At 72.0% G+C, this 17943-nt stretch carries 12 protein-coding genes; 1 reads left to right on the plus strand and 11 read right to left on the minus strand.

All coding sequences use genetic code 11. From position 1 onward, the window contains the following. Window positions 1-37 precede the first annotated feature (37 nt). The 10 genes from FRAQA3DRAFT_RS24115 to FRAQA3DRAFT_RS24160 all read right to left on the minus strand — a co-directional run bounded on the left by FRAQA3DRAFT_RS24115 (window position 38) and on the right by FRAQA3DRAFT_RS24160 (window position 14076). Entirely contained in the window at window positions 38-523 is a 486-nt protein-coding gene (locus FRAQA3DRAFT_RS24115) for a PH domain-containing protein (protein WP_009741668.1), read from the minus strand. 171 nt (window positions 524-694) lie between these two features. After that, window positions 695-2944 (minus strand): MMPL family transporter, encoded by a 2250-nt coding sequence (locus FRAQA3DRAFT_RS24120; RefSeq protein ID WP_009741669.1) that lies wholly within the window; start codon window positions 2942-2944, stop codon window positions 695-697. A gap of 256 nt (window positions 2945-3200) precedes the next feature. Next, a complete protein-coding gene (locus FRAQA3DRAFT_RS24125) occupies window positions 3201-4181 on the minus strand; it encodes a pseudouridine-5'-phosphate glycosidase (RefSeq protein ID WP_009741670.1) in 981 nt (326 codons plus the stop codon). A gap of 141 nt (window positions 4182-4322) precedes the next feature. Further along, complete coding sequence (locus tag FRAQA3DRAFT_RS24130; protein WP_009741671.1) at window positions 4323-4754, minus strand: TIGR03667 family PPOX class F420-dependent oxidoreductase; 432 nt, start codon at window positions 4752-4754, stop codon at window positions 4323-4325. 164 nt (window positions 4755-4918) lie between these two features. Further along, entirely contained in the window at window positions 4919-7537 is a 2619-nt protein-coding gene (gene clpB / locus FRAQA3DRAFT_RS24135; protein ID WP_009741672.1) for an ATP-dependent chaperone ClpB, read from the minus strand. 202 nt (window positions 7538-7739) lie between these two features. Then, the gene (locus FRAQA3DRAFT_RS24140) at window positions 7740-8306 is read right to left on the minus strand and encodes a heat shock protein transcriptional repressor HspR (protein ID WP_009741673.1); all 567 of its coding nucleotides are present in this window, start codon (window positions 8304-8306) and stop codon (window positions 7740-7742) included. Further along, window positions 8303-9493, minus strand: a complete 1191-nt coding sequence (dnaJ, locus tag FRAQA3DRAFT_RS24145) for a molecular chaperone DnaJ (protein WP_009741674.1) — start codon at window positions 9491-9493, stop codon at window positions 8303-8305. Before dnaJ ends, FRAQA3DRAFT_RS24140 begins: the two co-directional genes overlap by 4 nt. A gap of 147 nt (window positions 9494-9640) precedes the next feature. Further along, window positions 9641-10336 (minus strand): nucleotide exchange factor GrpE, encoded by a 696-nt coding sequence (gene grpE / locus FRAQA3DRAFT_RS24150; protein WP_157468717.1) that lies wholly within the window; start codon window positions 10334-10336, stop codon window positions 9641-9643. 77 nt (window positions 10337-10413) lie between these two features. After that, entirely contained in the window at window positions 10414-12243 is a 1830-nt protein-coding gene (gene dnaK, locus FRAQA3DRAFT_RS24155) for a molecular chaperone DnaK (RefSeq protein ID WP_009741676.1), read from the minus strand. 588 nt (window positions 12244-12831) lie between these two features. Beyond that, the gene (locus FRAQA3DRAFT_RS24160; RefSeq protein WP_009741677.1) at window positions 12832-14076 is read right to left on the minus strand and encodes a nuclease-related domain-containing protein; all 1245 of its coding nucleotides are present in this window, start codon (window positions 14074-14076) and stop codon (window positions 12832-12834) included. 662 nt (window positions 14077-14738) lie between these two features. Between FRAQA3DRAFT_RS24160 and FRAQA3DRAFT_RS24165 the strand changes: the two genes are divergently transcribed. Next, window positions 14739-16940 carry a (Fe-S)-binding protein gene (locus FRAQA3DRAFT_RS24165; RefSeq protein WP_009741678.1) on the plus strand — a complete coding sequence of 734 codons (2202 nt, stop codon included), beginning with the start codon at window positions 14739-14741 and terminating at the stop codon, window positions 16938-16940. A gap of 253 nt (window positions 16941-17193) precedes the next feature. On the opposite strand, the gene dcd is transcribed toward FRAQA3DRAFT_RS24165, so the two are convergent. Beyond that, entirely contained in the window at window positions 17194-17793 is a 600-nt protein-coding gene (dcd, locus tag FRAQA3DRAFT_RS24170) for a dCTP deaminase (protein ID WP_035923414.1), read from the minus strand. Window positions 17794-17943: the final 150 nt, after the last annotated feature.

Here is a 17943-nt window from a genome sequence, read left to right on the forward strand (position 1 = left end):
AAGGGAGCGTCGTCGTCGGCGATCCTCCGCTTGGCGGTCACAGCCCGGCCGACCGGGCTTCGCCGCGTTCCGTGAGGGCGTCACGCAGCCGGGCGGCCTCCCGCGGGGGCAGCCCGGGGATGACGGCGTCGCTGGCCGCCGCCGCGGTGTGCAGTTGCACCTTGGCGATGCCGAAGCGCCGGGCGAGCGGCCCGGCGGTGACGTCGACGAGCTGCATCCGCCCGTAGGGCACGACGACCAGGCGGCGCACCAGCACCCCCCGGCTGATCAGCAGATCGTCCTCCCGCTCGGCGTAGCGCCATGCCCGCCAGCCCGCACCGATGGACCGCCAGGCCCAGGCGGCCGCCAGCAACGGCGCGGCGGTGAACAGGACCCACGGCCAGCCACCCACCACGACCGAGATCAGCAGGGTGAGCGCCACCGCCGGGACAGCCCCGAGGACCAGTAGCGTCCGTCGCAGCCGCCGGAGGTCCGGCGGCAGGACCCGCCACTGGTCGGAATCCGGCAGGAGAGCGTCGGGCATGTCGCAACGATAAGTCGCGCCCCGGATACGTCTGACCCGAATGGGACGAGCGGACCGCGGCGTCCGCTGGCCGGCGCGGGTTCGGCTGTGGTGGCGGCCCCTCCCGTTCGGCCGGTGGGGTCGCCGTGGCCGGATGGTGGGGGTGGGGGAGGTCGGCGCGTGGCCGCGGGGCTACACCGGATGGCGCGGTGGCTGCGGGCGCGGCGGCGGGACCGGGGCGCCGCCCATGGGCCCGGTCGGCGCGGCGGGGGCGGTCGGCGGGGGTGGACCGCCGGCGGCGTCGTCCGCGCGGGCCAACCGGCTGGGCCACCAGATGCGCCGGCCGATGTCCAGCGTCAGCGCCGGGACCAGGATCGACCGCACGACCAGGGTGTCGAGCAGGACGCCGAACGCGACCACGAACCCGACCTCGGCGAGCTGGACGAGCGGAAAGATGATCAGAGCGGAGAAGGTGGCGGCGAGCACGACGCCCGCGGAGGTGATGACGCCGCCGGTGACGGCCAGCGCGTGCAGCACGCCGGGCCGGGGCCCGATCCGCTCGGCCTCCTCGCGGACCCGGGTCATGAGGAAGATGTTGTAGTCCACGCCGAGCGCGACCAGGAAGATGAACGCGAGCAGCGGCAGCGACGGGTCGGCGCCGGGAAAGCCGAAGATCCAGCGGTAGGCGATGGTGCTCGCGCCGAGCGCGGCGAGGTAGGACAGCACCACCGTCGCCATGAGCACCAGCGGGGCGACGAGCGAGCGTAGCAGGAACATCAGCACCACGAGTACGACGGCGAGAACCAGCGGGATGATCACCTCGCGGTCGCGCACCGCCGCTTGCCGCACGTCGAGGTTCACCGCCGTGTTCCCCCCGACCAGCGCGCCGGCGCCCGGCACCCGGTGCACCCGGGACCGCAACTCGCGCACGGCGTCGAACGACTCCGGGCTGTCCGGCTGATCGCTCAGAACAACGAGGAACTGCACCCGGTCGCCGGCGCGGCCGATCTCGGCGACCCCCGCCACCCCCGGCGTCGTCCGGATCACGGCGGCGACCCGCGGCGCTGCCCGTTCGGCGGCGATGACGTACGTCGGCGCCGCCACTCCCGGCGGGAAGTCCGTGGAGATCAGCTCGATGCCGCGCACCGACTCGACCCGGTCCCGAAAGCCCTGGTCCTGCCGCAACGAGGTGTCCATCGCCAGCAGGCCGACGACGAGCACGCCCAGCGCGAGCGAGGTCCCCACCCACACCACCCGCGGACGCCGGTCGATCGCCGCGCCGATCCTGACCCAGCGCCCCGGCTCCTCGGCGAGGTCGAACTCGGTGAGGTCCTCATGGCCGGGGGCGGTGGGCGCGGACAGCGCGTTCTCGTGGGCGGCCCGCGCAGCCGGTCCCCGGCGGGCCGTGTCGGTGACCGGGGGATGCTCCCCGAAGTGGGGGACGAACGGCCAGAACAGCCGGCGCCCGCAGAGCACCATCGCCGCCGGCAGCAGCGTGGTCATCGTCACCAGGGCGGTCGAGATGCCGATTGCGCCGACCGGCCCGAGCCCGCGGTCGGAGGCCAGCACCCCGAACAGCAGGCAGAGCATCCCGATGACGACGGTGCCGGCGGAGGCCAGGATCGCGGGGCCGGCGTGCCGCATCGCCTCGTGCATGGCGTGACGCGGATCGCGGTGGCGGGTGAGTTCCTCCCGATAGCGGGCGATGAGCAGCAGGGCGTAGTCCGTGCCGGCCCCGAAGACGAGCACCCGCAGGATGCCCGAGCTCTGCCCGTTGACGGTCAGCCCGCCGTGCCGGGCGAGCAGGCTGATGATCCCCGCCGCGGTCTGGTCCGCGATGCCCACCGACACCAGGGGGACCAGCCACAACAGCGGGCTTCGGTAGACCACCAGCAGGATCACGGCGACGATCCCCGTGGTGACGATGAGCAGCCGGCTCTCGATCGTCCTGAACGCCTGGAAGGCGTCGGCGACCAGCCCCGCCGGCCCGGTGATCGCGGTCTCCGTCCCGGCGGGGGCGAGCCGGGCGGCGATCCGGCGCATCTCGCGCAGGTTGTCCGTGAACTGGGAGGCGTCGTCGAGCTGGGCGAGTGGGATGGTGAGGATCAGTGAGCGGCCGTTGGGGGAGACGACGGGCCCGAGGACCGGCCCGGACGCGAAGTTTCGCAGCGCCCCACCGATGTCGGTGGCGGCGGACCGGTCCGCCGGGGTCAGGCCGTCCGGCCTGGTCATGACGACGACGGCCGGGACGGCGTCGCCGCCGGGAAAGTGGCGCTGCGCGGCAAGCAGCCGGGTCGACTCGGCATCCGCCGGGAGGAACGCGCTCGCGTCATTCTTCTGGGCGTCGGCGAGGCGGAACGCCAGCGGGCTCGCCGCCGCGCCGACCGCGAGCCAGAAGACAATGATCAGCCAGGCCGACCGGTGTCCGATCACCCATGACACGACCCGCCAGCCCCCCTCCTCGGCCGTGCTGCGCCCCGTCCGCCGGCAGGCGGCGCCGGGCGGTGATTCCCGCGGTGCCGTCGGGATCTACCGGCTCACTCGGCGTCGCGGCCCTGACGGGAATCGTCGCAGCTCCGCGGCCTGGATGCCGTGTGGGCGGCTCTGTCGATCATCGACCGCCCGCGGCGCTGCCGCGGGGGAGGGCAGGATGATGCGGTGGGTTGCGGCTGCGAGGAGTTCCGGCTGCAGGGGTCGCTTACGGCTGAGGTGCCTGGTCTGGGGTGGCCCGGTCTGAGGTGGCCCGGTCTGGGGTGGCCCGGTCTGGGGTGGCCCAGGCCAGGGCGATCTCGGCCGCGACGGCGACGTTGTTCCGCACGGCGTTGATGTTGACCGTCAGGCTCGCTCCGCCGGTCTCCCGGTGGAAGGTCTCCAGGAGGAACGGCGTGACGGCCTTGCCGCGGATGCCGCGTTCCTCGGCCCAGGCCAGGGCGTCGGCCAGCACCCTGTCGTGCAGGGCCGGGTCGAGGGCCTGGTCGGCGGGCAGCGGGTTGGCCACGACGATCGCCGAGGTCAGCCCCAGCGTGTCCGCCGCGGTCATCGCCGCAGCGACCTGACCGGCGTCGCTGACCCGCCAGTCCAGGTCGTAGGTGGTGCGCGGCAGGTAGAAGCCGGGGAAGGTCGACGTCCGATAGCCGACGACGGTGATCCCCAGCGTCTCCAGCCGTTCGAGGGTCGCGGCGATGTCGAGGATCGACTTGACCCCGGCGCTCACGACGGTGATCGGCGTGGTCGACAGGGTCACCAGGTCGGCGGATTCGTCGAAGCTGTCCCCGGCGCCGCGGTGCACCCCGCCGAGGCCTCCGGTGGCGAACAGCCGAATCCCGACGCGGGCGGCGAGCAGCGCCGTGGCCGCGACCGTCGTCGCTCCTGTCCACCCGGTCGCGCAGGCGACCGGCAGATCACGCACGGACAGCTTGACCACGTTGGCGTCGTCGGCGATGCGGCGCAGATCCGGCTCGTCCAGGCCAACCCGGGGCACGCCGTCGATCACCGCGATCGTCGCGGGGGTCACGCCTCGTTCGCGGGCCTGCTCCTCCAGTTCCAGGGCGACCTCGCGATTGCGGGGCCGGGGCAGCCCATGCGCGATCAACGTCGACTCCAGCGCGACCACCGGCGCTCCGGCGGCCAGCGCATCCCGCACGGGTTCCGAGACGACGATGTTCGATCTGCCCGCCATGGGCCGACCTTATGCCGCGACGCCCCCGCCCGATCGGTTGGGAGCCGGCGGTCCGGGCGGGGTGACCGGCCCGTGGCAGGCGGTGGCGTGGGCACTCACTGCCCGCGTCTCACCCACTGCCCGCGTCTCACTGCCCGCGTCTCACTGCCCGCGGGCCCGCTCGGCCCGGAACCGCAGCGGCACGCTGTACAGCGTCGCGAACCGCTCGACCGAACCGAACACGTTCTTCGCCCACTCGCTGTACTTCGCGAGGTACCCGGGGTTCTGATCCGCGGGCGCGGCGTCCGGGTCGGTGGTGAGCACGCCGGTGAGCACGACGAAGTCGCCGCCGCGGCCGTCGTCGTCGAGGTGCAGGGAGCTGCGGGGATTCGCCTGGATCCGGCTTAGCCGCCGCGCGGTGGGCTCGCTGTAGAGCTGGGCGCTGGCGGTGGCGAAGTCCCACAGAAACCAGATCGGCGCTGGCTGCGGGGTGCCGGACCGGTCGGTGGACGTCAGCCAGGCGATCCGGTCCTCGCCCAGCCGCCGAGCGACCTTCGCCCCGAACGCGGTGTCGGGATCGGGAAGTACGGACATCGTCGGCTCCCACCCTCGGCGCGGACTCGCTTGTGCACGGCGATCGACCACTGCTTACCGTAACCTCTCGCCGGGTTCGCGTGACCGGGACGCCACCGGTCCGGGCGCGCCACAGCCTGCGTCGCGCGCCCGGACACCGCCGCCCGGCCGCACCGGCCGGGCCCTCACAGCGCCTTGACGATCGCCTTGGTCGCAGTGGAGACGATCAGCCCGGATCCACCCGGCACGGCGTCGACCAGCACGTCGTCGCCGTCGCGGACCTGCCCGGCGAGCAGTTCCCGAGCGAGCTGGTCGCCGATCGCCGTCTGGACGAGGCGCCGCAGCGGCCGCGCCCCGAACACCGGGTCGTAACCGACGTCGGACAGCCATCCCTTGGCGGTGTCGGTGACCTCGAGGCCGATCCGCCTCTCCTGCAACCGCGCCCGCAGCCGATCGAGCTGGAGGTCGACGATGCGGGTCAGCTCCTCCCGGCCGAGCTGGTCGAAGACGAGGACGTCGTCGAGCCGGTTGAGGAACTCCGGCTTGAAGGCATCCCGCACCGCGACCATCACCGACTCGCGCCGCACCTGCGGGCTCAGGGTGGGATCGGCGATGAACTGCGAGCCCAGGTTCGAGGTCAGGACGAGAATCGTGTTGCGGAAGTCGACCGTGCGCCCTTGACCGTCGGTCAGCCGCCCGTCGTCGAGGACCTGCAGCAGCACGTCGAAGACGTCGGGGTGAGCCTTCTCGACCTCGTCGAGCAGGATGACGCTGTAGGGCCGGCGGCGGATCGCCTCGGTGAGCTGCCCGCCGGACTCGAACCCGATGTAACCGGGTGGGGCCCCGATCAGCCGGGCGACCGAGTGCTTCTCCGCGTACTCGCTCATGTCGATACGCACGACCGCCCGCTCGTCGTCGAACAGGAAGTCGGCCAGCGCCTTCGCGAGCTCCGTCTTGCCGACGCCAGTCGGGCCGAGGAAGAGGAACGAGCCGGTGGGCCGGTCGGGGTCGGCGATGCCGGCCCGGGCCCGGCGCACCGCGTCGGACACCGCCCGCACCGCCTCGTCCTGGCCGATCACCCGGGCGTGCAGCTCGGACTCCATCCGCAGCAGCTTCGCCGTCTCACCCTCGAGTAGCCGGCCGGCCGGAATGCCGGTCCAGGCGGCGACGACCTCGGCGACGTCGTCCGGGCCGACCTCCTCGTTGAGCATCGCCCCGCCGGGGGAGTCCGCGGCGGCCAGCGCATCGGTGGCGTCGGTCAGCTGCCTCTCCAACGTCGGGATCGTGCCGTAGCGCAGCTCCCCGGCCTTCGCCAGGTCGAGGTCGCGCTCGGCCAGCTCCGCGGCCCGCCGCGCGTTCTCCAACTCCTCCTTGATCTTCTGGACCTCGGAGATCGAGTCCTTCTCCCGATGCCAGCGTGCCGTCAGGCTCGACAGCTCCTCGCGCCGGTCCGCCAGCTCGCGCTGCAACCGGCCGCGCCGCTCCCGGGAGGCGTCGTCGTTCTCCTTCGACAGCGCCATGTCCTCGATCTCCAGCCGGCGCACGGCCCGCTCGAGCTCGTCGATCGCCACCGGGCGGCTGTCGATCTCCATCCGCAGCCGGGACGCGGCCTCGTCCATGAGATCGATCGCCTTGTCCGGCAGGAAGCGGGCGGTGACATAGCGGTCGGACAGGGTCGCCGCGGCGACCAGCGCCGCATCGGTGATGCGCACCCCGTGGTGCACCTCGTAGCGTTCCTTGAGGCCGCGCAGGATGCCGATGGTGTCCTCGACGGTCGGCTCGCCGACGAGGACCGGCTGGAAGCGCCGCTCCAACGCCGGGTCCTTCTCGATCCGGGTGCGGTACTCCTCCAGGGTGGTCGCGCCGATCATGCGCAGCTCACCGCGGGCGAGCATGGGCTTGAGCATGTTGCCCGCGTCCATCGCGCCCTCGGCGCCGCCGGCGCCGACGACCGTGTGCAGCTCGTCGATGAACGTGATGATCTGCCCCTCGGCCTCGCGGATCTCGTTGAGCACCGAGGTCAGCCGCTCCTCGAACTCGCCGCGCAGCTTGGAACCGGCGACCATCGAGCCCAGGTCGAGCGAGACGATCCGCCGGCCGCGCAGCGACTCGGGCACGTCGCCCGCCACGACCCGCAGCGCGAGGCCCTCGACGATCGCGGTCTTGCCGACGCCGGGCTCGCCGATGAGGACAGGGTTGTTCTTGGTCCGCCGGGACAACACCTGGATCACCCGGCGGATCTCCGCGTCCCGGCCGATCACCGGGTCGAGCTTGCCCTGCTGGGCCCGCTCGGTGAGGTCGATCGAGTACTTCTCCAGCGCGCGGTAGGACCCCTCGGGGTCGCGGCTGGTCACCCGCCGGGCGCCGCCGCGGACCTTGTCGAAGGCGCCGCGCAGCGCGTCCGGGGTCGCGCCGGCAGAGGTCAGGATGCGGCCTGCCTCGCCCCCCTCCTCGGCGAGCGCGACGGCGAGGTGTTCCACCGAGGTGTACTCGTCACCCAGCCGGCCGGCCTGCCGCTCGGCGTTGTTGAGCACGGTGAGGAGCTGGCGGGACAGCTGCGGCGCCGAGACGCTCATCCCGGTGGCTCGAGGCAGCCGGGACACCGCGGCCTCGGCCCTGGCCCGGACCGCGTCGACGGAGGTGCCGGCCGAGGACAGCAGCGCCGCACCGACCCCGTCCGGAGCCTCGAGCAGCGCGGTGAGCAGGTGGAGGGGGTCGACGAGCGGTGACCCGTCGCCGGTGGCTCGACTGATCGCCGCGGAGAGGGCCTCCTGCGAGCGGGCGGTGAGGCGTTCAGCGTTCATGGCGGATCCCAGGGTGGTCAGGTGCGTACGGTGTCGTCCGTTTCAACGCTCAGCATACCTGAGTCGTTCCCACTCAACCTTGGTTCGCCGCGGGGAGGTTCCTGGAAAGGCGAAAGGGGCTCCTCGTGGCCCGCCACGGACCGGGAGAAGCCCCCTGAGGGTCGGGTTGCCGCACCGGCCGGCGCCCTTGCCGGCCGGGCCGTCAACGGCGGGGAAGCGGCCGCCATACCACGATTGCCCCGCGGTCGACCGGGACGAGGTCGCGCCGGTGGCTGGCATGCGCCTCGGCCACCTGCCGCTCCGCGTCGACGCGGGCCCGGGCGAGTTCCTCGGTGAGCTGGCGGACCTGCGCCTGCAACGCCATCACCTGAGCGCTCAGGCGCAGGACCTGCCGGATGCCCTCGAGGTTGACGCCCTCCTCCTGGGACAGGCGCTGGACCTCCCGCAGCAGGGCGACGTCCCGGGCGGAGTAACGCCGCCCCCGCCCCGCGGTGCGGCCTGGGGTGACCAACCCGAGCCGGTCGTAGGACCGCAGGGTCTGCGGGTGCATGCCGGCGAGCTGTGCCGCAATCGAGATCACGTAGACCGGCGCGTCCTCGTCGTGGGCGGGGCCGGGCAGCGGACCGGTCGGGTAGTACCCCTCCGGCCGGACCTCGGTGGCCGAGGCCATCGGGTCCGGCGGCGGTCGTTCCCCTGCCCGCCGTGCCGGAGCCGTCCGCGCGTGCGGCGCGGCCGGCGGGTCGGACGTGCGATTCGGACGCGCCGTCATCCCTCTGCCTCCATCCGTTCCGTCAGCGGCGCCCGCGGGTCCTCGGGATGGGCCTGGGCGAACTCCAGCAACGCCGTGCGTGCGCGCGGCGAGAGATCGGCCGGCTTGGGCACGGTCACCTCCAAGGTCACGATGAGGTCGCCGTTTCCCCCGCCCGCCACCGGGACACCTCGCCCGCGGGCCCGCAGCCGCCGTCCGCTGGAGGTGCCGGCCGGCACCTTCACCGTGAGCGGCGCGCCGTCGAGAGTTGGCACCCGTACCGACGCGCCCAGGGCAGCCTCGGTGATCGTGACGGGGAGCGTGATGGTCAGGTTGTTGCCCTCCCGGTCGAAGACCGGGTGGCGCAGCACGTGGACCGTCACCTCCAGGTCGCCGGCCGGGCCGCCGCGCTCCCCGGGCGTGCCGCGGCCGCGCACCCGCAGCCGCTGCCCGTCGCTGACGCCCGGGGGGATGCGGATGCGCTGCTCGCGTTCGCGGCGACCAGAACCCCGGCAGTCCGGACAGGGATGATCGATGAGCGTGCCCTTGCCCAGGCAGTCGCGGCATGGCTCGGAAAGCGCGAATCCGCCCTGGGAACGGGAGACCACGCCGAGCCCTCGGCAGATCGGGCAGGTTCGCGGGGTGGTCCCCGGCCGGGCCCCGCTGCCTTCACAGGTGGTGCAGGTCGCGGCGCCGGGCAGTCGCACCGACGCCTCCAGCCCGGTCAGCGACTTCTCGAACGGGATGGTGACCTCGGCCTCGATGTCGCCACCCCGGCGCGGCCCGCGGCCCGGCGACGACCGCTGGAACATGTCGAAGAAACCGCCGAGACCACCGCCCGACCCGCCGAGGAGATCCTCGAAGTTGATGTTCGGGTTGCCACCGTAACCTCCGCCGGGCGCGCCGAAACCGCCGGGCGTACCGAAGCCCCCGTACCCGCCGGTCCGACCGCCGCCCGGCCGACCGCCGGCCGCGAACAACGCCCGGGCCTCGTCGTACTCCCGTCGACGATTCTCGTCGGAGAGGACGTCGTAGGCCTCGGACACCTCCTTGAAGCGCGCCTCGGCCTTTGCGTCGCCCGGGTTCTTGTCCGGATGCAGCTCCCGGGCAAGCTTCCGGTACGCCTTCTTGATGTCGGCCGCCGAGGCGTCCTTCGGAACGCCGAGAGCGGCGTAATAGTCCTTCTCGACCATGTCACGAACACTCACGGCGCCCCTCCTTTCCTCATCGTGTCGTCCCGCGCGGGCTGTCCGCCCGGGCGGGACGGCCGGCCACGTCCGTCAGGTCTCGGCTCGCGTGGCGAACCGAGCAGTGCCGCCACGACGCGGGCGGCCGGGCGGACCTGGCCGCCACCCTCAGTCGGCGCTGACAGTGGGCCCGCCGTTGTCCGGGCCAGGGATGCTGCCGGTGTCGTCCGGGACCGGGCTCGGCCGCTCCGCCTGCTCGTCCGGTCGTCCGGGCCCGCCTCCGGGTTCGGCCTCGGCCGGCGCGGCCACCTCGCCCGTGGGCTCCGCGACCGACACCTGCGCGGGGCGCAGAACCCGGCCCGCGTGCAGGTAGCCGGCCCGGAAGACGTCCACGCAGGTCGGGCCGGTCACGTCGGCCCGGTAGGAGTGCATGAGCGCCTCGTGGACGGACGGGTCGAACTCGTCGCCCGGCGACCCGTAGCGCTCCAGCCCGGCGGCTTCCAACGTTGCCTCCAGGGCCTCGGCGATGGCCTTGAACGGGCCTTCGAGATCCCCGTGGTCGCGGGCCCGGCCGAGGTCGTCGAGGGTCGACAACAGGCTGGCGAGCAGCTTGGCGGTCGCCTGCTCGCCGATCTGCTGGCGGTCCCGCTCGACCCGCCGGCGGTAGTTGTCGAACTCCGCCTTCAGCCGCTGCAGGTCCGCCGTGCGCTCGGTGATCTGCTGCTGCAGGGATGCGACGAGCTCGCCGTCGGCCTCCTGGGCGGGGGCGCCGACGGGAGCGCTGCCCGCTACCCCGCCGGGTGCGGCAGCGGCCTCTGGCCGCACCTCGCCGCTCTCCGGGTCAATCCGCCGCCGGTCGCGCACGACCACGCGAGGCTCCTCCCCGTCGTCCCGACTGTCGGACCTGCCCGCACCCCACCAGTCACCGGATTGACCGGAGGTCACTTCTTGTCCTCCTCGTCCACGATCTCGGCGTCGACCACGTCGTCGTCGGCAGGTCCGCCGGCGCCGGGAGCACCCGCCCCCTCGTGAGCGGCCTGCTCGTACATGGCCTGGCCCATCGCCTGGCTCGCGGCGGCCAGCGCGTCGGCGGCCTCCCGAATCGCCGCCGTGTCGGTGCCCGCGACGGCGCCACGCAGGGTGCCGAGTTTCTCCTCCACGTCGGACTTCACCGCGGCGTCGATCTTCTCGCCGTTCTCGGCCAGGAACCGCTCGGTGGAGTAGACGAGGGTCTCCGCCTTGTTGCGGGTCTCGGCCTCCTCGCGGCGGTTGCGGTCCTCCTCGGCGTACTGCTCGGCGTCGCGGACCATCCGATCGATGTCGTCGCGCGGCAGCGCGGACCCGCCGGTGATCGTCATCGACTGCTCCTTGCCCGTGCCGAGATCCTTGGCGGACACGTGCACGATGCCGTTCGCGTCGATGTCGAAGGTCACCTCGATCTGGGGCAGGCCACGCGGCGCCGGCGGCAGGCCGGTCAGCTCGAACATGCCGAGCTTCTTGTTGTACGCGGCCATCTCGCGCTCACCCTGGAAAACCTGGATCTGCACGGAGGGCTGGCTGTCCTCGGCGGTGGTGAAGATCTCCGAGCGCTTGGTGGGAATCGTGGTGTTGCGCTCGATGAGCTTGGTCATGATTCCCCCCTTCGTCTCGATCCCGAGCGACAGCGGGGTGACGTCGAGCAGCAGGACGTCCTTGACCTCGCCCTTGAGCACGCCGGCCTGCAGCGAGGCGCCGACGGCGACGACCTCGTCCGGGTTGACGCCCTTGTTCGGCTCCTTGCCGCCGGTCAGCTCGCGGACCAGGTCGACGACGGCGGGCATCCGGGTGGAACCGCCGACGAGCACGACGTGGTCGATGTCGCTGACCTTGATGCCCGCGTCCTTCACCGCCTGCTGGAAGGGGTGCTTGCAGCGGTCGATGAGGTCGGAGGTCATCCGCTGGAACTCGGCCCGCGTCAACGACACGTCGAGGTGCAGCGGGCCCTCCGCCGAGGCGGTGATGTAGGGCAGGTTGATCGACGTCTGGCTGGACTGGGAGAGCTCGATCTTCGCCTTCTCCGCGGCCTCCCGCAGCCGCTGCAGGGCCATCTTGTCCTTGCCGAGATCAACCCCGTGCTGACCGTTGAAGGTCTTGATCAGGTGATCGGTGATCCGCTGGTCCCAGTCGTCACCGCCGAGGTGGGTGTCACCGGAGGTGGACTTCACCTCGACGACACCGTCGCCGATCTCGAGCAGCGAGACGTCGAAGGTGCCGCCACCGAGGTCGAAGACCAGGATGGTCTGCTCCTTCTCGCCCTTGTCCAGCCCGTAGGCGAGGGCCGCCGCGGTCGGCTCGTTCACGATCCGCAGGACGTTGAGGCCCGCGATCGTGCCGGCCTCCGTGGTGGCCTGCCGCTGGGCGTCGTCGAAGTAGGCGGGGACGGTGATGACCGCGTCCGCGACGGACTCGCCGAGGTAGGACTCGGCGTCCCGCTTGAGCTTCTGCAGGATGAAGGCGCTGATCTCCTGGGGAGTCAGGTCCTTCGCGTCGACCTTCATCTTCCAGTCGGTGCCCATGTGGCGCTTGACCGACCGGATGGTGCGCTCGACATTGGTGACCGCCTGCCGCTTCGCGACCTCGCCGACCAGGACCTCGCCGTTCTTCGCGAAGGCCACGACCGACGGGGTCGTGCGAGAACCCTCGGCGTTCGCGATCACCGTGGGTTCGCCGCCCTCGAGCACGCTCACGACGGAGTTCGTGGTGCCGAGGTCGATGCCGACCGCTCGTGCCATGTCTGTGTGCCTCTCGATCCATGTCGGCGCCGCGGACGGTGCGTGCGAGCCGACCTCGTGGGGTGGAACCTCTCGGTGGACCGGCTCTCCCAGGATCACCCGGAGAGCGCGGTTCCGCTAACGCTAGGACGTATCAGTAGGTTGAGCCTGTGTGACTCATGATGACGGCTCCAAGCATAACCCGACAGAGGTGAGTCATCCAGACTCAACTTTGCGATCCTCGGCGGGATTCCCACCCGAGGCGGTCGGCGGGGGTCGCCGACCGGTGGCGCGGCGGGTCGTATCCAGCCTCCCGGCGAATGGCGGGCGCGGACGGGCGTCACCGCGCGGGGTCGCCCGGCCGGGCGGCGCGGGAACCTCCCGTCGGGCGCCGCGGGACCCCCCGGTCGTGGACACGCGAACCTCGGCTGCGGGTGGCGGCGCCTCGGCCGCGGGTGGCGTCCGGTAAGCGCTGGCCAGGGGCGCGGGAGCCTAGGCGACGGCCGGCGTTCGGGAGACTGCGGGCACGCCGCAGGCCCGACCCCGCCGCGCCGGGTCATGGTCCGGCGGGCGGCGTCGGGCGCGGGAATCGTGGCGGGCGGTGCCCGGTCAGGAGCCGGCGGGCGGCTGCGGCTTCGCGTCTCCGGACGGGGAGCTGTCGGGCGGGTCGCCCGCGGTGCCCGCGGCGCCGGTCCGGGGTGGCTCGGGGGCTTCCCGCGGCGGGCGCACGGCGGCCAGGATGCGGCCCCGGCGAGCGCCGGCGCGTGGCCGGGCGCCCCCGCCGCCCGGCGCGGCCAGGCCGATCGAGGTCACCGGGCCGCCGGAGGCGTCGGGCAGTCCGTCTTCGCCGAGGTCGGCGGCCTCGGCAGGGGCCTCGCGGCCCGGGACGGCCAGCGGCATCCCGGTCCGCTCGCTGAGGTCGGCCTGCCGGCCCAGGTCGGCCTCGATCTGGGCAAGCCGGTCGAGCATGTCGCTGGCGTCGCCGTCGCGCTCGCGGATGGTGCGCAGCGCGTCCATCAGGGTCAGCCACTGGTCGCGGTCGACGGTGACCTGGTCGGCCAGCCGGTTGGCGGAGAAGGCCGGGAACAGCCGCTCGGACGCGGCGATGATCTGCCGTACCTCGCCGGGGTTGAGCCGGCCGGGCTTGTGCCGGATGAAGTTGGCGACGTCCTTGATACTGATGATCGTCACGCCGTCGAGGGCGCCGTCGCTCCACAGCACGTTGGCCTCGACCATCACCAGGATCGGATTGACCGGAATCTTGAGCATCGGCAGCGCGGCCCGGATCTGGCTGCGGACCTCGCCACCCAGCCAGGAGGCTCGGTCGATCACCGGCTTGAGCGACTCGCCGTCGCAGATCGCCCCGCCCTTGGTGTAGCGCACAGTCCCCTTGCTGTTGTCGCTACCGATCACCATCACCCCGCCGGGCCCGATCACGAGGTGACCGATGGTCGCCTCGGAGTACGGCACGGCCCGGTCGTGGAGGATGATGTAGCCCTGTCGGCGCAGCCGGGCGATGGCCCGGGCGGTCTTGCGCTCGGCCTCGGCGCCCTCGCGCAGCGACTCGATGTCCGGCGCGGTGCCGTACGCGGCGATGATGATGCCGGCCGGCCAGGCCAGGAAGACCAGGAAGAACACGGCGATCGCGATGCCGGGCTGGCCGACCCCGAAGCCGATGACCAGGGCGAGGACGAGGCCGACCACCGCGGCCCGCGCCGCGATGCGGGGGACCTGCCGCGTCAGCCGGTCCCGCCGGACCAGTGCCTGGTTCTCCCGGGCCCGCTGGTACTCCGTCTGCAGGGACTGCCCGGGACGGCCGACTCGGGTCATCGTCGGCCGGGTGATCGTTGCCATCGTGCCCACCATGGTTCGCAGGAGTCGTCAACGTTGGTAGGGGCCCGTCCGCCGGGAACGCCGGGCATCGTCGCGACAGCGCTGGCACCAGACCCGCGCACGCCTCGGGGAAGCATGCACCGCGGAACACACGATCGCCCGGTCACCGCGGGCGAAGGGCCGTCCCTATGGTGCGTCGAAGGTCCTTGTAGCACAAGGGTTGACATCATCGACTCGGGTGCCTTCGCGGCGCGGCGCGGCGCGGACGTGGTCGGGACGGGGTCGGGACGGTGCTGGCGCCGCGACCGCCGGCGTCCGCCCGCCGCGACCGGCGCGGGTGTGCGGATGCGTGACGGCGCGGTAGTCGTGGCGATGCGAGGCGTTGCGCGTCGGTTGGGCATCTGCCACTGAAAGTAGCAGTCCAGAGCACCTGGCGCGGGTGATCGGACCTTCGGACCCCCTATATCGGGCCGCTCGGACCACGTCGTGGCAGGGTCGGTGGTAGGCGGGCTCGCCGCCGGCTCCGAAGTCACCGCTGTCCGCATCCGGATTTGCGAGAACGACTTCGGCCGGCGGATGGGACGGGGCTCGTCGAACGGGTGGTGCGGATCACTCGTCCCATTTTGTTACTGGCCGGTACGAGTAGGCTCACCCGCGATGGTGGGTGCCAGATGGAGGATGCTGTGAGAATTGCGATCGGTGGAGCGATCACGCTGATCGCTCTCGCGGTAGCCGGACGCCGGGTGTTCTGGCTGTTCCGGCTGATCAGGTCGGGACAGCCGGCGCAGGGCCGGCTGGACGACCTGCCGAAGCGCATCTGGACCGAGATCAGCGAGGTCGGCGGTCAACGGAAGCTGTTGAAGTGGTCGGTGCCGGGCATCGCGCACTTCTTCACCTTCTGGGGCTTCACGATCCTGCTGTTGACCGTCATCGAGGCTTATGGCGGCTTGTTCGACGACGACTTCCACATCCCCGGGTTCGGTCACTGGGCGGCCATCGGCTTCCTGGAGGACTTCTTCTCCGTGGCGGTGCTCGCCGGGCTGCTCGCCTTCACGATCATCCGGATCAAGAACGCCCCCGCCCGGCTGGAGCGCAAGTCGCGTTTCTACGGCTCGCACACCGGTCCGGCCTGGGTCATCCTCGGCCTGATCACCGCCGTCGTCGGGACCCTGCTGATCTACCGTGGCGCCCAGTACAACACCGGGAACCTGCCGCAGGGCCAGACCAAGTGGGCCTTCGCCTCCTACGTCGTCAGCCGGATCTTCTCGGGCCTCTCGCACGACGTGAACGAGGACATCGAGACGGCCTTCCTGCTGCTCAACATCGCCGTCATCATGGGCTTCTCCGTGCTGGTGGTGTACTCCAAGCACCTGCACATCGGCCTGGCCCCGATCAACGTCGTGCTCAAGCGCGAGCCGGTGGCCCTCGGCCCGCTCGGCAGCACCCCCGACATCGAGAAGCTGATGGACGAGGACGAGCCGATCGTCGGCGTCGGCAAGGTCGAGGACTTCACCTGGAAGGCGATGCTCGACTTCGCCACCTGCACCGAGTGCGGGCGCTGCCAGAGCCAGTGCCCCGCCTGGAACACCGGCAAGCCGCTGTCGCCGAAGCTGCTGATCATGGACCTGCGCGACCACCTGTTCGCCAAGGCTCCCTACCTGCTGTCCGCCAAGGGCGAGGCCGAGGGAGAGCAGGCGCCGAAGGCGGTCACCGGGGTCTCCGAGGACGCCCACGCCCACCACGGCGTGCCCGAGTCCGGCTTCGGCCGGGTGCCCGAGCCCGGCCAGCCGCAGGTGGACCGGCCGCTCGTCGGGACCGCGGAGGAGGGCGGGGTCATCGACCCCGACGTGCTGTGGTCGTGCACCAACTGCGGCGCCTGCGTCGAGCAGTGCCCGGTGGACATCGAGCACGTCGACCACATCGTCGACATGCGCCGCTACCAGGTGATGATCGAGTCGGCGTTCCCGTCCGAGGCCGGCGTCATGCTGCGCAACCTGGAGAACAACGGCAACCCCTGGGGCGTGTCGCAGCGGACCCGCACCGAGTGGACCGAGGGCCTGCCCTTCGAGGTGCGGATCATCGGCGACGGCGAGCAGATCCCCGAGGACGTCGAGTACCTGTACTGGGTCGGCTGCGCCGGTGCCATCGAGGACCGGGCGAAGAAGGTCGCGCGGGCCTTCGCCGAGCTGCTGCACACCGCGGGCGTCGAGTTCGCGATCCTCGGCACCAACGAGTCCTGCACCGGTGACCCGGCCCGCCGGCTCGGCAACGAGTACCTCTACCAGGAGATGGCCAAGGCGAACATCGAGCTGCTGAACGAGACGGGCGTCAAGAAGATCGTCGCGACCTGCCCGCACTGCTTCAACAGCCTCGCCCGGGAGTACTCCTCGCTCGGCGGCGAGTACGAGGTCGTCCACCACACCCAGCTGCTCGGCAAGCTCGTCGAGGAGCGCAAGCTGGTGCCGGTCACCCCGATCGACTCCTCGGTCACCTACCACGACCCGTGTTTCCTCGGCCGACACAACAAGGTCTACACCCCGCCGCGGGAGATCCTGGAGGCCATCCCCGGCATCCGGGGCCAGGAGATGCACCGCTGCAAGGACCGCGGCTTCTGCTGCGGCGCCGGCGGCGCGCGGATGTGGATGGAGGAGAAGATCGGCAAGCGGGTCAACGTCGACCGGATGGAAGAGGCCCTCGGTCTCGACCCGGACGTCGTGTCCACCGCGTGCCCGTTCTGCATCGTGATGCTCACCGACGCCGTCACCGAGAAGAAGCTCGCCGGTGAGGCGAAGGAGAGCGTCGAGGTGCTCGACGTCTCGCAGCTGCTGGCCCGCTCGCTGGCCCCGGCGACCCCGGCGGCGGCCCCCGCCGAGCCCGTCGGCTGACCTGCGGCCAACCCCGTCATCCCCGCGACCCGGGACCCTCGCCACCCGCGAGAGTCCCGGGTCGTTCTTGATAGTTCCGGCTTCCCTGCCCTGCCGGCCACCCTGCCTGTCCAGAGGGATAAAACGGACGCGAAACCTCTGGACAGGCAGGGACCCGGAGGCGGAAGGCCGCGGCGGTCGGTGAGGGTCGTGCGTGAGTCCGGCGGGTCGGGCGGGCGGCAGGTCCGGGCCGGCGGCGGGGTCCGCGGGCGGGTCAGCCGGGGGGGAGCTCCCCGTTCGGGACGGGGGCGCGGGTGAAGTCGCGGTAGGCGCGGGACGGGGTCGGACCGCGCTGGCCCTGGTAGCGGGAGCCGTAGACGGCCGAGCCGTAGGAGTGCTCGGCCGGCGAGGTCAGCCGGAACAGGCACAGCTGGCCGATCTTCATGCCCGGCCAGAGTTTGATCGGCAGCGTCGCGACGTTCGACAGCTCCAGCGTGACGTGCCCGGAGAAGCCGGGATCGATGAAGCCGGCCGTCGAGTGCGTGAGCAGCCCGAGCCGGCCCAGGCTCGACTTCCCCTCCAGCCGGCCCGCCAGGTCGTCCGGCAGGGTGACGATCTCCAGCGTCGAGCCGAGCACGAACTCGCCCGGATGCAGCACGAACGGCTCGTCGCCGTCCGGCGCGATGAGCTCGGTGAGATCCTCCTGCTCGATCGACGGGTCGATGTGGCTGTACCGGTGGTTGGCGAAGACCCGGAACCAGCGGTCCAGCCTCAGGTCGATGCTGGACGGCTGGATCAGGGCGGGGTCGTGGGGATCGAGGCGGATCCGGCCCGCGGTGATCTCGGTCCGGATGTCCCGGTCGGACAACAGCACGCCGTGGACGTTAGAGCATGCGCGGTCGATCTTCACCGCCCGTCCGCCCGGCCGGCCACCGGCCGGGAGCTCGATCGAGGGGAGTGAGACGTAGCGTGACAGGGGTAGGAGAGACGTGTCCGCTCGGGGAACGCCCGGCCGGAACGGGGC

Origin of the sequence: Frankia sp. QA3 (assembly GCF_000262465.1) — a bacterium.
Taxonomy (GTDB): domain Bacteria; phylum Actinomycetota; class Actinomycetes; order Frankiales; family Frankiaceae; genus Frankia.

Excerpts from the sequence above, each read along its gene's own strand:
- FRAQA3DRAFT_RS24115 (WP_009741668.1), bottom strand. The coding sequence starts at position 523 with ATGCCCGACGCTCTCCTGCCGGATTCCGACCAGTGGCGGGTCCTGCCG.
- FRAQA3DRAFT_RS24140 (WP_009741673.1), bottom strand. The coding sequence starts at position 8,306 with ATGACGGCGCGTCCGAATCGCACGTCCGACCCGCCGGCCGCGCCGCAC.
- FRAQA3DRAFT_RS24130 (WP_009741671.1), bottom strand. The coding sequence starts at position 4,754 with ATGTCCGTACTTCCCGATCCCGACACCGCGTTCGGGGCGAAGGTCGCT.
- FRAQA3DRAFT_RS24160 (WP_009741677.1), bottom strand. The coding sequence starts at position 14,076 with ATGGCAACGATCACCCGGCCGACGATGACCCGAGTCGGCCGTCCCGGG.
- dnaK (WP_009741676.1), bottom strand. The coding sequence starts at position 12,243 with ATGGCACGAGCGGTCGGCATCGACCTCGGCACCACGAACTCCGTCGTG.
- FRAQA3DRAFT_RS24125 (WP_009741670.1), bottom strand. The coding sequence starts at position 4,181 with ATGGCGGGCAGATCGAACATCGTCGTCTCGGAACCCGTGCGGGATGCG.
- clpB (WP_009741672.1), bottom strand. The coding sequence starts at position 7,537 with ATGAACGCTGAACGCCTCACCGCCCGCTCGCAGGAGGCCCTCTCCGCG.